Source organism: Blautia marasmi (assembly GCF_900258535.1).
In the GTDB taxonomy this organism is placed as follows: domain Bacteria; phylum Bacillota; class Clostridia; order Lachnospirales; family Lachnospiraceae; genus Blautia; species Blautia hominis.
In genome coordinates, this window is sequence record NZ_OIWX01000001.1 from 2,086,660 (window position 1) to 2,101,626 (window position 14,967).

The 14,967-nt window shown below is 47.3% G+C and carries 10 protein-coding genes; 3 read left to right on the forward strand and 7 right to left on the reverse strand.

Features of this window, described 5'->3' with window-relative positions; all coding sequences use genetic code 11:
- Positions 1-10: 10 nt before the first annotated feature.
- From C6P39_RS09110 to C6P39_RS09130, 5 genes are all read right to left on the reverse strand, one after another.
- On the reverse strand, positions 11-880 hold the full coding sequence (locus C6P39_RS09110; protein ID WP_104803554.1) for a hypothetical protein: 870 nt from the start codon (positions 878-880) through the stop codon (positions 11-13).
- On the reverse strand, positions 867-3,206 hold the full coding sequence (locus C6P39_RS09115) for a glycoside hydrolase family 65 protein (RefSeq protein WP_104803555.1): 2,340 nt from the start codon (positions 3,204-3,206) through the stop codon (positions 867-869). The genes C6P39_RS09110 and C6P39_RS09115 overlap by 14 nt, the downstream gene beginning before the upstream one ends.
- Positions 3,207-3,209: 3 nt before the next feature.
- A complete protein-coding gene (locus C6P39_RS09120; RefSeq protein WP_104803556.1) occupies positions 3,210-4,052 on the reverse strand; it encodes a carbohydrate ABC transporter permease in 843 nt (280 codons plus the stop codon).
- The gene (locus tag C6P39_RS09125) at positions 4,053-4,940 is read right to left on the reverse strand and encodes a carbohydrate ABC transporter permease (protein WP_104803557.1); all 888 of its coding nucleotides are present in this window, start codon (positions 4,938-4,940) and stop codon (positions 4,053-4,055) included.
- Positions 4,941-5,056: 116 nt separating this feature from the next.
- Positions 5,057-6,385, reverse strand: coding sequence for an ABC transporter substrate-binding protein (locus tag C6P39_RS09130; protein WP_104803558.1), 1,329 nt, complete (start codon positions 6,383-6,385; stop codon positions 5,057-5,059).
- 480 nt (positions 6,386-6,865) lie between these two features.
- On the opposite strand from C6P39_RS09130, the gene C6P39_RS09135 reads away from it, so the two are divergent.
- A complete protein-coding gene (locus C6P39_RS09135) occupies positions 6,866-8,644 on the forward strand; it encodes a sensor histidine kinase (protein WP_104803559.1) in 1,779 nt (592 codons plus the stop codon).
- Complete coding sequence (locus C6P39_RS09140; RefSeq protein ID WP_104803560.1) at positions 8,616-10,133, forward strand: response regulator transcription factor; 1,518 nt, start codon at positions 8,616-8,618, stop codon at positions 10,131-10,133. Before C6P39_RS09135 ends, C6P39_RS09140 begins: the two co-directional genes overlap by 29 nt.
- 72 nt (positions 10,134-10,205) lie before the next feature.
- On the opposite strand, the gene C6P39_RS09145 is transcribed toward C6P39_RS09140, so the two are convergent.
- Entirely contained in the window at positions 10,206-11,162 is a 957-nt protein-coding gene (locus C6P39_RS09145) for a 3'-5' exonuclease (RefSeq protein WP_095174439.1), read from the reverse strand.
- Between the two features lie 337 nt (positions 11,163-11,499).
- Between C6P39_RS09145 and C6P39_RS09150 the strand changes: the two genes are divergently transcribed.
- Entirely contained in the window at positions 11,500-12,834 is a 1,335-nt protein-coding gene (locus C6P39_RS09150; protein ID WP_095174438.1) for a uracil-xanthine permease family protein, read from the forward strand.
- Positions 12,835-13,075: 241 nt separating this feature from the next.
- On the opposite strand, the gene ftsH is transcribed toward C6P39_RS09150, so the two are convergent.
- Positions 13,076-14,959, reverse strand: coding sequence for an ATP-dependent zinc metalloprotease FtsH (gene ftsH / locus C6P39_RS09155; RefSeq protein WP_095174733.1), 1,884 nt, complete (start codon positions 14,957-14,959; stop codon positions 13,076-13,078).
- Between the last annotated feature and the right edge of the window lie 8 nt (positions 14,960-14,967).

The following is a 14,967-nucleotide window of genomic DNA, read 5'->3' on the forward strand; positions in this document are numbered from 1 at the left end:
CCTATCATTGTTATAAATTGCTCTGGGCTTCCAGAAAACCGATGAACCGTTCCACACCTCCTCCCAGTACCTGCACACCTTGGGGGCGCTGTCCTCCCGCTGCTGATACATCAAAAAAATCCCCTGCTCTGGTACGCGCAGTGAGCATAAAGCTGTCACTGCCAAACAATCCCTCCGAAAGCCCCATATACTCATCCCCCCAGAAAGAACAGTCCTCTGCCTGTAAGCCGCATTCCATGTCCAGAAGCTCCAGAATGGCATTTACATTATCGCTTTTGCTGGACAATCCAACTTCCAGATACTTTGCATCAGTTGTGGCGGTCAGGGATAATCCTTCCTCTTTGCCCACTTCCTCTGCTATGCGTATGAGTTGTCTCAGATCACCGATTCCATGTTCCTTGAGAACCGCATTCAAACTGTCAAGCTCATGTTCCTGAAAAAACAACTGACCATTCCTGTCATTTTCCACCAGAATATCTATCTTGCAGTAATTTGGCCTGGAAAATACAATATCTGTCTTAAAATCAAACTCCCGCAGCAGCCGCTCATGGATCTTGTAGCACGCCCCGTGAATTTTGAGCATCCGTTCTTTATCCGGAATCAGGCTGTAAAAAACCTCCGGTTCCCCCTCATCCGTAAAATGATAGTTGTAAGCTCCCCGCCCCAGGCCATAGAACAGGTTTTTTCTTTCTTTTGGGGTGAAGTATCTATGGAGCTTCCCGTCCCCGATGTTATTGATGGTAGTACCACTTATGACCGCCAGTTTCACACCCTCTGACAACAACTTTTTCATGGGAACCACAACCTGATCCACCGGCGCTGTCCTGGAGAGGACAGCCGTACCGTCCCAGTCAAAAAATATAGCCTTATATTTCTTCATGCCAGGTACCTCCTTCCTCTTTGATACTGCACGCTTTCCCATTTACATAGAAAACCGCAGGCTTTCCCTCAAGCAAAGTAAAATCAGCCGATTTTCTTCCAATCTCCACTTTTATGGTGCTGCCCTGATAACCGATACAGAACTGATATCCTTTCCATTTTTCCGGCAGATACGGCTTAAAACGCAGGGTGCCGTCATTGGTCCTGAGACCTGCAAACCCATTTACCACTGCCTGCCAGGTCCCCGCCATGTTGGCAGCATGGATCCCGGCATAGAAGTTGTTGTGGTAATCATCCAGATCCATTCTGGCTGACTGGGAGAAGTATGTATACGCTTCCTGGTAATATCCAATCTCACAGGCTACGATGCCAAAGATACAGGTGGAAAGGGAAGAGTGGTGCAGTGTTACTTCCTGGTAAAAATCATAATTTCTTTTCAGCTCCTCCTCCGTGAACAGGTTGCTGTACAGGTACATACCCAGAATGGCGTCCGCCTGTTTTGACATCCTGTGCCGCATGATAAACAGAGGGTGATAATTCTCATACAGCCAGGCCCTTTTTTCCGGCGGAATCCTGGTTTCATCCCAGGGCCTGCGCATCATGAATCCGTCATCCAGAGGATAGACCCCGCGCTTCTCATCATACGGGAAATACATATTTTCAATGATCTTATCCCAGAGTTCCGTCTCCTCCCAGGCAAAATCCAGTTTCCCGGCCAACCCCTCATATGTCCCCGGTTCCTGTTCTTTGAGATACCTGACAGCTTTCAGGGCAGCCCGCAGACTTTCCCTTGCCAGCAGGTTTGTATAGAAATTGTTATCTACCAGTACGTTATATTCATCCGGCCCTGTCACATCGCAAATACAGTATTTTCCCCCTCTGCATTCTGCAAAGCTGCCCACATCCGCCCAGATACGAGCCATCTCTATGAGCATTTCCGCGCCCTTTTCCAGAAAATATTTTTTATCCCTTGTCACATCCAGATACAGGCAGAGGGCATATGCAATATCTCCAATAATGTGGTACTGGGCGGTTCCCAGAGGATAATAGGTGGATGCCTCCTCCCCGTTAATGGTCCTCCATGGATACAGGGCGCCCTTCTCGTGCCCCAGGATCCGAGCCCTGGCCCTGGCCTGGTCCAGCGTCCCGTAGCGGTAGTCCAGCAGATGTGCGGCAAGCTCCGGGTCGGTGTAGACAAATACAGGCAGCACATACATTTCCGTATCCCAGAAATAATGCCCCTCATATCCCTCACCGCTGAGTCCCTTAGCCCCCATGCCGGTCCTCCCGTCACGTCCCGCTGACTGCATGATGTGGAACAGGTTAAAACGGATTCCCTGCTGCAAAGCATCATCCCCCTTCACCACCACATCGGCCTTTTCCCAGTATTGGTTCATGTACCGGATCTGCTCTTTTTCGGCCTGCTCATAGCCGGCAGCGGCAGCACTTTTTAACATCCTCTTAGTGAACGGCTCCAGTTCTTCTGTCTCCATATCCAAGTCAGAACTGTAGCATATATACTTATCCAGGCAGACGGTCTTTCCCTGCTCCGCTTTCACAGTATAGGTCAAGGAGGCCCTCAGATCCTCCTTATGGGCACTGACTTTATATACAGCCCCCTCCAAACTATGAAGGCATCCGCACGCGGCAGTGAGGCGGCTGTTCTTTGTGACCGCCTCGTAGTAAATGCTGCTATCCTCTGCCTCTGTCTTTACCGGCTCCAGTCTGCGTCCAAAGGGACCGTAATCCACAATGGGGTTCGTCTTTCTGGTATGGTTTTCCACATTTCCCTCAAGACAAGTAACAAAGGTAAGCTCATCCGAGAAGTTAAGAGGCGTCACACTGTATCGGATCTCCATTATGTTTTTCCATTGGAAAGACACAAAACGCCTGATATTTATGCGCATCTGCTTTCCTGACGGTGTAGTGTACAACAGGCTTCTCTCCAGAATCCCGTCCCGCATACGAAGTACACGGCTGTAATCGCTGACCCTGCCCTTCTGCATATGGAACTCCTCATTGCCTGCATACAGCCTGATCTCCTTTGCGTTAGGCAGGTTCAGAAGAGACTGGCTGTGGAGAGGGGAGCCGAAATTGGCTTCCCCGTAACGGATCACTTCACTTTCATAAAACCCATTGATGAAATTTCCTTCCAAACCGGTATCTATATCAAAATCATATGCTTCCTCAAATGTGCCCCTTGTGCCAATGTATCCGTTTGACAGGGCAAATGTGGTTTCGTTCCTATAATTGTTTTCGACCCTGAACGCGGTCTCCGTAATGTCCCACGATTCCACAGGGTAAATCGGTTTTTTATTGATATCCATCCTTTATCCTTTCACTGCTCCGGCGGTCAAACTCTCCATAACCTGCCTCTGCAGAATAATAAACACTAAAATAGTAGGCATAACTGTCATGACCACTGCCGCAAACAGGGCAGAATAATTGTTCGCAAAGGTTCCCATATAATAGTTCAATGCAATGGGCACTGTTCTGGCACTGTCGCCGCTTGTGAGCATGAGCGCAAAATAAAACTCATTCCAGGTGTTGATAAACTGCAGCAGTGCTATGGTCACAAGGCCCGGTTTTGCCAGAGGGAGGATAATATGCAGGAATGTCTGCAGGAATGTAGCCCCGTCTATGTAAGCAGACTCTTCCAGCGCAGTGGAAATCGTCTCATAATAACTCACCATGACAAAGAAAGACATGGGGATCCCCATAGCCGAATAGACAAGGATCAGCCCCAGCTTTGTATCAAAGATCCCGAGTGCCTTGAAGATGGCAAAAAGCGGCTGGGATATGGCCTGTGCAGGCAGCATCAGGGAGGCTGAGATCATAAGCACAATAGCTGTCTTAAATTTAAACCGGAATCTGGAAACCACATAGGCGCACATGGCAACTACGCAGACGGTAACCAGCACGCTGATACCCACGATCAGCACACTGTTCAGAAAATATTTTGCAATAGGCGCATACTTAAAGGCATCTTTATAATTCTGCAGATTCAGGCTCTTTGGCAGCGCGATGGCTGATGAGTTAATTTCCGCATAGGTTTTAAAAGAGCTTAAGAAGGCCCACACCATGGGACCTATGGCGATCAGAACAAAAAACAGCATAAAGATATACTTTGGTATGCCCAGAAGACTCTTTTTCACTTTTGATCCGTGATACATTTATTTCCCCTCCTGTTTCATTTTTTTCTCCCGGAACAAGGCCTGGATGAGAACCACCAGAACCAGTCCCAGGGCAATCTGGATCACTCCCACCGCATTTGCTTTGCCGTAGTTATTTTCCAGGGTTGCCACCTTGTACAGATAGGTGGGCAGGTTCAGGGTGGAGTTGCCCGGCCCGCCTTTTGTAGTCACATAGATGATATCGAACTGAGATACCATTGCCACAGACGCCAGCACAACGCAGGTGCCGAATATATTCTTCATGAGCGGAATGGTAATGTAGCGGTCCATCTGCCACGGTTTGGCCCCGTCCACTCTGGCAGCTTCATAGATTGCCGTATCCACAGCCCCCATCTCCGCCAGGAATATGATCGTGTTGAATCCGGAATAGAGGATCCAGGTACATGTCACTGTCCAGAAAGCGAATTTGGAATTGCCGAACAGGTTAGGGATCTGGGCAGTATCCAGACCGAAGATACCATAGACTGATTTCAGCACGCCGAATGTGGGATTTAAAAGAAGTGTGAACATAACACCGGTGGCTGCTGTCGGTATTATATTGGGTATCATGTAAGCGGTTCTGACAATCTTCCAGCCTTTTGGCTTTCTGCGCAGTACAAGTGCCATAATAAATCCCAGGGTTACGTGGAAGGTACTCTGCAGGACCACCCACACCAGGGTATTTTTAATAGACTCCAGAAAATCCTTATCCCGGAAAATGGTTTTAAAGTTTTCCAGTCCTTTTAATACAGGACTTGTGGAAACTGTATACTCACATAAGGAGGTGTACAGGACCGTCACGATCGGCGCCGCGTAAATTAAGACGAATAAAATCATGCATGGCACAATAAACAGTGCGATCCATATTTTTTTATTCTTAGTGCTCATAGTTGTCCCCTTTCAAAAAATGGGGTTGCTGTACCTTGTGAGATTTCGTACAACAGCCCCAATTTTAAGCTATTTATTGTGTTGCTGTATAACTGTGAAGGTGCCGGACAGTTACGTTAATTTTTCTTTGCCGCTTCGGAAAGCTTTGTGCAGAACTCTTCCGGGGTGATATTGGCATAGGCAAGCTCCGGAAGTTCTGTGGAGAATGTGTCGATGACATTCTGATACCAGTACGCCTGGTTCTGTCCGTATGTCCATTTTGCCTTGGGCTGGATCTCAAGGACCTCCGCCATAAGAGGGTCGGAATCCTTCAGGGAATCCGGAATCTCAACCTGGCTGGATACAGGCTGAAGACCTGCCATTTCCAGTCCTTTTAACTGGTTTTCAATGGATGTTTCAAATTTTAAGAATGCAACTGCCGCGTCGATCTTGTCCTGGTCTTTTGCACCTACCATATCGCCCGGTGTGGGAACCATCTCCATTCCGTACTCCGGCAGAAGCATGATACCAACCTTGTCATAGAAACCTTCCGGCGCTTTCTCTTCACTTCTGATATCCGGGATCATCCACGGACCGTTGGGGAACATGGCTACTTCACTGTTAAAGAAATGGGTTGCCATGGTATCGTATTTACCACCCACCGCGTCAGCGGTAGTGTAATTAGCCAGCATGTTCTGCAGATCCGTTGTGGCTTTCTCAACTTCCGGTGTATTGTAATCTGTGGGGTACATGGTGTTCATAAATTCATTTCCTGTCTCCCCGCCTGTTCCGATCAATCCGCTGTACCACAGGTTCGTAAGCCATCCCAGGTCTGCGGTATCCATACCGAGAGGTGTGATGCCTTTCTCCTTCAGGGTATCACATGCCTTGAAGAAATCATCCCAGGTCTCATATGCCACATCAGGGGCCTCCAGGCCTGCCTGCTCAAACAATTCCTTGTTGTAATAGATATAGGAAATCTCCTTTGACACAGGAACTCCGTAAATCTTGCCGTCCACAGAGTTAAATTCCAGAGAGCTCTCATCAAACTGCGCTTTCCACTCTGCATCCTCCTCAAAATAAGAGGTCAGGTCCTGGACTTTTCCTGACTCCACTGCCAGATTAATTATATTGTTGCCTCCGTTTAGTACAATATCCGGAAGGTCACCGCTGGAAATCAGCAGTTTGATTTTCTGGTTGTATGCATCTGTTGTGGGAATCTCCTCGAATTTGAATTCCACATTCTTACCCTCTTCTGTCTTCTGGAATTCTGTGAAAAGGTAATCATAATATTCAGCAGCATAATCTGTACCCACATGATAATTGATCACATTAAGCACCACTTTACCATCGGATGATTTTGCTTCCTCCTTTTTTCCGCTTCCGCTCTCATTACTGCCGCATCCGGCGGCCATAGATGCGATCATGCCTGCACACAGCAGCACGCTTACCAGTTTCTTTCTCATAAACAGTTCCTCCTTTTTTTCGCTGAACATTTTTTCACTCAGCGTCCTGATGTAAAAAGTATATAAAAATATTTGCTTTTACTGAATAGGCTCCCATGACCCGTTCCATCATTATTTTTTCTCTTTTCAGACATCTTACCGTTTATTCTCACCTAAAATCCATAAAATTCTGCTAACCTATAATATATTTTACCTATCCTTGTAAATTTTTGCCCATTTTATCTGACCGCAGAAATACGGCTGCTGTTTATGATATAATAAATAAAAAGTAACTGTTCAGTCTCCCCACAGTTACAGGCAAAAATCCATGCAGAATCGCCTTTGGCGATGGGATTTTTGCTTGGCCGTGGTACATTTTCTTACGGTCAGCGCAGTGAATGCGCAGACCTAATGAATGGTTACAATAAAAATAACAACAGCGCAGACCTGCCGGACAGCTGCTAAAAAACTATAAATTTTTATACAGAAAGAGGTTGTTTTATGGTAGTTTCCCTTTTTACCAATAAGAAAAAAGGCACTTTAAGAATGTATATCACTCTGGTGATAACCGTCATACTGGCCGTCTCCCTAATCTTCAGCGGCATTTTCTTTTATAAAAGGACTGCCAAAATACTAATTGAAAACCAGAAGCAGCAGGTCATGAAGGAGCTCTCCCAGGTAAACCAGAACATTACGGACCAGGTCAACAACCTGGACTATGTGAATTCCCTTTTTGTCTCCAATACTATTGTCAGGGAAGCCATAGAGCCTTCTGTGGACAATTCCCGCAACCGGCTGGATATTGAAAAGCAGATGAGTTTTCTTCTGATCAATACCTATATGTGGGAACAGAATTATATTAACGGTGTCTGTATTTTTCTGAACCCTTCGGAATACTATACCGCCACTTCAGGTCCGGGAACTGTGAATATTAAGGCAAATCAGAAAATACTGGAATCCACATCCACCTCCAACCCCTATCTGACTATAAAAATGCAGGAGTCCACTCCCTCCGTACTCTACTTTGTCCGGAACATTTTCAGCTCCTACACCGGTGAATATGTGGCTACGATCATTATTAATGTAAACAAAAACACCCTGATAGATTTTTACAAGGCAGGAATTGACCGGGAATGGTTTATCTATCTGTATAATGAGGAGATCAACCTGATCACAGACAGCCATGATCTGCCCTGCGCCGATGAAATCTCTGAAAAGCTGGGTACCCTGAACAAGGAAACTTATCTGGACGAAATAGATGCAGGTGGGCAGTCCTATCTTACGGCTGCCGAAAAACTGCCCAACCTGGACCTGACATCCGTTGTCGCTGCCCCTAAAAACCAGGTTCTGGAAAAGCTCAACGATACACTCAGGACCTACATCCTTGTACTGGCTGTGATCGTCATGCTGGTGCTGTGTATTTCCATAATCCTCAGCCGCGCCGTCACAAGGCCTATCGGCAATATGATATTCCAGATCAATAAAATCGCGGAGGGAAAAAAAGACCGTCTCCCTTCTCTGGAGATGTATTCGGAGTTCAACAAACTGGCCGAGGCATTCAACCATATGCTGGACAAGCTGGACACTTACTACAAGGATAACCTGGAGAAACAGCTTCTTTTAAAAAACGCGGAGATCAAGGCGCTCCAGTCCCAGATGGACCCCCATTTTATGTTCAACACCCTGAACACCATAGCCTGGAAAGCTCAGATGACCAACAATCCGGAGATATACCAGATGGTCATCTCTCTGGGAGAGCTTCTGAAAGCCAATGTGATATCCAAGGACTTCACCTATGTGGACCTGGAAGATGAACTGCGGTATGTAAAATTTTATACTTATCTGCAGAAGATGCGTTTTGAGGACAAGATATCTGTAGAAATACAGGCAGATGATTCCCTGCTGCATTACAAGGTCCCCTGTTTTTGTATCCAGCCCTTGGTGGAAAATTCTATCGTCCACGGTCTGGAACCCAAAAAGGGGATGGGAAAGCTGGCTGTCAATGTGATAAAACACCAAGACTGCATGGAGATCCTTGTGGCAGACAATGGAATCGGATTTGAGACGATCCCCCACATCTGTGATATCCGCCCATCCTCCGAGGAGTCGCACACCCACATCGGGCTGCGTAACCTGGACAGACGCCTGTACCTTTTGTTCGGGGAAATGGCCCATTTAAAGATAACAAGCACCCTAAACGTGTGCACCACTATTTCCTTTAAGCTTCCATTAATAACGGAGGGAACACATTATGATATTTCACCTGCTGATCGTGGATGACGAAACCACTATACGAAAAGGCCTCACCCAGGTGGTAAACTGGGAGGCCATTGACTGCATTATCCAGGACACTGCCAGCGACGGGCTGGAAGCCATTGAAAAACTGAAGGAAAAACCTGTAGATATTATCATAACGGATATCCGGATGCCGGAATCCGACGGTCTTGACCTGGCCAGATATGTGATGGAACAATATCCGGATATCAAAGTCATAATCCTGACCGGCTACGCTGACTTTGAGTATGCCAAGACTGCTATCAAATATAATGTAAGCGACTTCCTGCTCAAGCCAATCTCCATAGAGCAGGTGGTCACCTCTGTCCAGAGTGCGCAAAAGAAGATCATTGCCTCCAGACAAAAAAACACGGTCAAGAAGTCTGATGTGGCGTTTATGATCGACCAGCTATTGCAGGAACTCACAGACGCCTCCTATTCTGATACTCTGGCATCCAGGCTTAAAGAATACAATCTTTCCCTGGACAGTTATTATATAGCCGCCTTCCAGTTTATCCCCTATGCCGGGAATATCTCTGCTCTGAAGGATATCATAATAAAGCTTAAATCAAACAGTTACTGCTACCGCTACAATAACCTCATAATAGCCATATATTTTTATCCTGCCTGTACTGAAATCAGCCCCTCTGTTCCCCATGAACTGCTGCAAAACTGCCGTGATATTACAGCTATGGCAGACTCCTTCTACGAGCAGAAGCTGACTATTGGCATCAGCCGCCACCACACAAGCCCCAGAGAATACTCTGTGGCGGTCTTTGAATCTATTCGAGCACTGACTTTAAACTTTTACTCCCAGGACAACATTGCCCTTTATCAGGAACAAAGCCCAACAAAGGAATACACCCTGTCCGCAGGTGAGACCCTGTCCGTTTACGAGCTGGAGAATGCTATAATAAGCCTGGATTTTGACGGAGCGGAACAGATTCTAAACAGTATATTTATCAAGCTGCAGAGTAATTTTGCCAAGTCAAGTGATGTGAAAAATCTCTGCATACACATATTTTACACGGGCACCCACATTCTACTGGGCAAAGGCCTGGAGATGCCGGACAATGACCTGCTGCAGTCTATTGATAATTCCTCCAACATATTTGAACTGGAAAATATCATAAAAAAACTGCTTCAGATACTGAGAAAAGCACTCCTGGCATCAGAGATGAACTACAGCAAAACCGTAAAGGATTCCATTGCCTACATTTCTGATAATATAAAGGAGCCTATCACCCTGGAACAGCTTGCGGGTCACGTACATGTGAATCCCTCCTACTTAAGCCGCACGTTTAAGAAAGAAACCGGACATACGATTACGGATTTCATTAACCTGAAGCGGGTTGAACGGGCAAAAGAACTGCTCCTGGATAAATCCATCCTGACTTACGAGATAGCTGAACAGGTGGGATTTAATGATCCTGCCTACTTTTCCGCTATATTCAAAAAGTACGTGGGCATGAGCCCAAAGGATTTCAGAGGATGACTAAGACCTCAATAGCAAAACCCCATCGGAAGGCCGCCGATTCCCGGCAGCTTTCCGATGGGGTCTTTCCTTTTAATAATAATCCTGATGTCTCTTTGCGCGTCTCTTTTTTCTCAGCACATCCCGTTTCTGTCTTACTTCCTCTGCCTCTTCCTCCGTGATCTTCTTTACGGTTTTGACCACATAATATTTCCCTTCATCTGTCCTCTTCAGTCTTGCCTTGCCGCGGAAGTAACCGTGTTCCGGGCAGAAGGCCAGGCACATGTGGGTCTTGGGGTTAAGGGAAAACCAGCGGATCTTCTTCTTGGCGGTCTTTCCGCAGAAAAAGCAGCGTGTACTCACCACTTCACGATCTTTCATGGCCTCCTCTTTCGTGGGAAATTCCCTGGAGATGTATTTGGAATAGTCATCAAATACCGTGTGGATCTCCTCACTCTTTGACTTGGGATTCTGATAGCAGTCAATGGAAAAGAACTTTCTCACTGTGTCCATGGGCAGACGTGCGAATATCTCAGCGGTATAGACAGCATCGTTCAGGGCCCTGTGGAAGTTTTCTCCTTTGCTAAGCTCCATATAGTCAATGGCGTATTCCAGGGAACGGCTGGTCTTGTCGCCCTCACATGCAATGCCGAACAGTTTCTGCACATCATAATAACGAAGAGGACCTTCCAAAAGGTAAGTCAGCCTGTAGTATTTCATATTACGCTGCAGCTCCACCAGATCGGAGGGGCCCCAGGTACAGAACATCACATCTTCTCCGCACCAGTTCAGGAATCTGCGGATCGCCTTTGAGAACGGTACCCCGTTTTCCAGTGTCTGTTTATCAATATGCAGTATTTCTTTTGTGCGGTAGTGCAGTCTGTGGTACACGGAAGGCTTGATGATCTCATGAAACTGGTCCGTCATATTCCGGTTCTCATCCAGCTTCACCGCTCCTATCTCAATAATCTCAAAGGGCAGCCGTTTATTCTCCCTGTCCTTTCCGTAGGGGCACTGATTCCATTCCAAATCAAATACAATATAGTTCATAATTAAGTCCTGCAGCTCTCTTTTATATTTGTTCCTGTCTCTTGGAAAGCGTTACCGTCCACTCAGTGTCCGGTAACCGGAAAGCATCTTTTTTGATTTTACCATTATTCTCTGTAAGGTGCAACATGGCATTCTCATTCATATTGTACAAAAATTTTTAGATTATCTAAAAAATTTTGTATTTTTCCATTGACTATAGTCCGCTGATTTGCTAATATTATAGTAATCTAACATATCGTGTTTCATAAAATGTTTTCAGGGACAGCAATTTGACCACAAGAGTGGGGCACACTCCGGGCCATGATGTTTCGGAAAATCAAATGGGGGTAATTACATAATGAAAGGAATGGAAATCGGTAAAGGAAGTATCTTTGAACTGGAAGGCATTCCCGCGTTTCGGCAGGTACTGCCGCTGGCACTGCAGCATGTAGTCGCCATGATCGTTGGCTGTGTTACACCGGCCATTATTGTTTCAGGTGCTGTTAGCGGAGGAGGTATGTCTCAGGGAGACAAGGTCATCCTCATCCAGGCAGCTCTTTTTGTGTCCGCAATTTCCACACTGCTCCAGCTTTTTCCTCTGGGCAGCAAGAGCGGATTCCACATCGGTTCCTCCCTGCCGGTCATCATGGGTGTCAGCTTTGCCTATGTGCCCAGTATGCAGGCCATTGCCGAGGGGTATGGTGTTGCGACCATACTCGGATCTCAGATCGTGGGCGGCTGCGTAGCTATTGTTGTGGGACTGCTTGTCCGGAAGATCAGGGTGTTCTTTCCGCCTCTGATCACCGGGACCGTTGTGTTTACCATCGGCCTGTCCCTGTATCCCACTGCCATCAACTATATGGCAGGCGGTACCAGCAGTGAGACCTACGGCTCCTGGCAGAACTGGGCAGTAGCCATATTTACTCTTGTGGTCGTAACTGTACTGAACCACTTTGGAAAAGGCATTGTGAAGCTGGCTTCTATCCTGATCGGCATGGTTGCCGGGTACGTGGTTTCCGCCTTTTTCGGCATGGTCAGTTTCAGCAGCGTGGCATCCGCCAGCGTGTTCCAGCTCCCGCAGGTTATGCATTTCGGCATTAATTTTGAGGTGTCATCCTGTGTAGCCATCGGCCTTCTCTTTGCCATCAACTCCGTCCAGGCCATCGGTGACTTCACGGCAACGACTGTGGGCGGACTTGGAAGAGAACCCAGTGACAAAGAACTGCAGGGCGGCATTGTGGGATACGGCATTATGAATATTATCGGTGCCGTGTTCGGCGGGCTTCCCACAGCTACCTACAGCCAGAATGTAGGTATTGTGGCAACCACAAAGGTGGTGAACCGTTGTGTTCTGGGGCTGGCAGCCATTATCCTGGGCGTGGCGGGACTGATTCCCAAATTTTCCGCACTGCTCACCACCATTCCCCAGTGCGTTCTGGGCGGCGCTACTGTATCTGTGTTTGCCTCCATTGCAATGACAGGTATGAAACTCATCACCTCTGAGGATATGAACTACAGGAACACTTCCATTGTGGGCCTGGCCGCTGCACTTGGAATGGGAATTTCCCAGGCATCCGCAGCCCTTGCCACCTTCCCCAGCTGGGTAACCATGATTTTCGGCAAATCCCCGGTTGTACTGGCGACCTTGATCGCTATACTGCTGAATATCATATTGCCCAAAGAAGAATCATAAGTTATTGGTAACTGTTCAGTACCCTCACAGTTACAGGCAAAAATCCATGCAAATCGCCTTTGGCGATGGGATTTTTGCTTGGCCGTGGTACACTTTCTTACGGTCACCGCAGTGAATGCGCAGACCTACAGAGCCGAAAAGAAAAACCGGCCCCTGTTGTTATAAACCGAACATTGAATATAGCTGTTCGGTTTATAACAACAGGGGCCGGTTTATTATTACTTCTTTAATCCTCCCGCCACTACAGCTCTGCTGGTTCTGCCGCTTCCGCTGTCTGTGGTTCCCGGTTTTCCTCTATTTGAGGAAGCGGGGTATGGAGGATCCTCATAAACTCTTCTCCTGTTATGGTCTCATTCTCAAACAGGTGTTTTGCCAGCTCATGCAGTTTTCCGATATTCTCCTGCAGGATCTTATATGCCTTCTCATGCTGTTTTCTCACCAGCTCCACCACCCTTTTATCAATAAGAGTCTGGGTCTCAAAGGAGCATGCCAGGGAGGTATCACCACCAAGATACTGGTTTGTCACATTTTCCATGGCTACCATATCAAACTCGTCGCTCATACCAAACCGGGTGATCATGCCTCTTGCCAATTTGGTCGCCTGCTCAATATCATTGGACGCACCCGTTGTAACGGAATGGAAGATCAATTCCTCCGCCGCACGGCCGCCTGTAAATGTAGCGATCTTATTTTCCAGTTCCTCTTTTGACATGAGGAAATGTTCTCCATCCTCCACCTGCATGGTGTATCCCAAGGCTCCTGAAGTTCTGGGTATGATGGTGATCTTATGGACAGGTGCGGAATCTGTCTGCATGGCAGCTACCAGCGCATGGCCAATCTCATGGTAGGAAACGATCAGCTTCTCTTTCTCGGAAAGCACACGGTTCTTTTTCTGGTATCCTGCAATGACTACCTCAATGCTCTCCTCCATATCTGCCTGTGTGGCAAACTTTCTTCTGTCACGGACAGCTCTCAGTGCCGCTTCATTTACAATATTAGCCAGTTCCGCTCCCGATGCACCGGATGCAGCCTTGGCAATCTCACGGAAATCCACGTTATCGGATATTTTGATCTTTTTGGCATGGACTTTCAGGATTTCCTCACGCCCCTGCAGATCAGGAAGTTCCACAGGGATACGCCTGTCAAAACGTCCCGGACGGAGCAGCGCCGCATCCAGGGAATCCGGACGGTTGGTTGCCGCCAGGATCACGACTCCTTTGGAGCCGTCAAATCCATCCATCTCGGTCAGAAGCTGGTTCAGTGTCTGCTCACGCTCATCGTTGCCGCTGATGTTGCCGTCACGCTTCTTTCCAATGGTATCAATCTCATCAATAAATACGATACAGGGTGCTTTTTCATTAGCCTGTTTAAACAGATCACGTACTTTGGCAGCACCCATACCAACGAACATCTCCACAAATTCAGAGCCTGATATGGAGAAAAAGGGAACGTTGGCCTCGCCTGCCACGGCTTTTGCCAGAAGCGTCTTACCTGTTCCCGGAGGACCTACCAGAAGGGCGCCTTTCGGCATAGATGCACCGATTTCCCGGTACCTGTCAGGGTTGTGGAGATAGTCCACGATCTCTGTCAGCAGATCCTTTGCCTCGTCCTCCCCGGCTACGTCTGAGAACATAATGCCATTGGTTGATTTTACATAGACCTTGGCATTGCTCTTTCCAAAACTCATGGCCCCGGCTCCGCCGCCCATGCCTGACATCATCTTCTTACTCAGCCAGTTACCGATGAATAAGAAAATAGCAATGGGGATGATCCAGGACAGCAGGAAGGTGAGGATCGGGGACTGCTTTGTGGGGATCTCCTTGGCGAATTTCACCTTCGCTTTATCCAGCCGTTCGACCTCCTGCAGATCATTGATTCTTCCCGTCTTGTAAACCTGTGTCTTATCGCCGTCTTTCACGGTATAATAAATGGTGTCATCATCCAGATTTACCTCATCTATCTTGCCGCCGTCCAAATCATTTAAAAATTCATCATATCTGACTTCCTTGATACTCCGCTCCGCGATCGAGGGCACAAGCAGGGTATTCAGCAGAATCAGAACCACTATGACAATGGCATAGTAGAACATAATCGGTTTTTTCGGTTTTTTGTCTTTTACTTCCATATATTCTT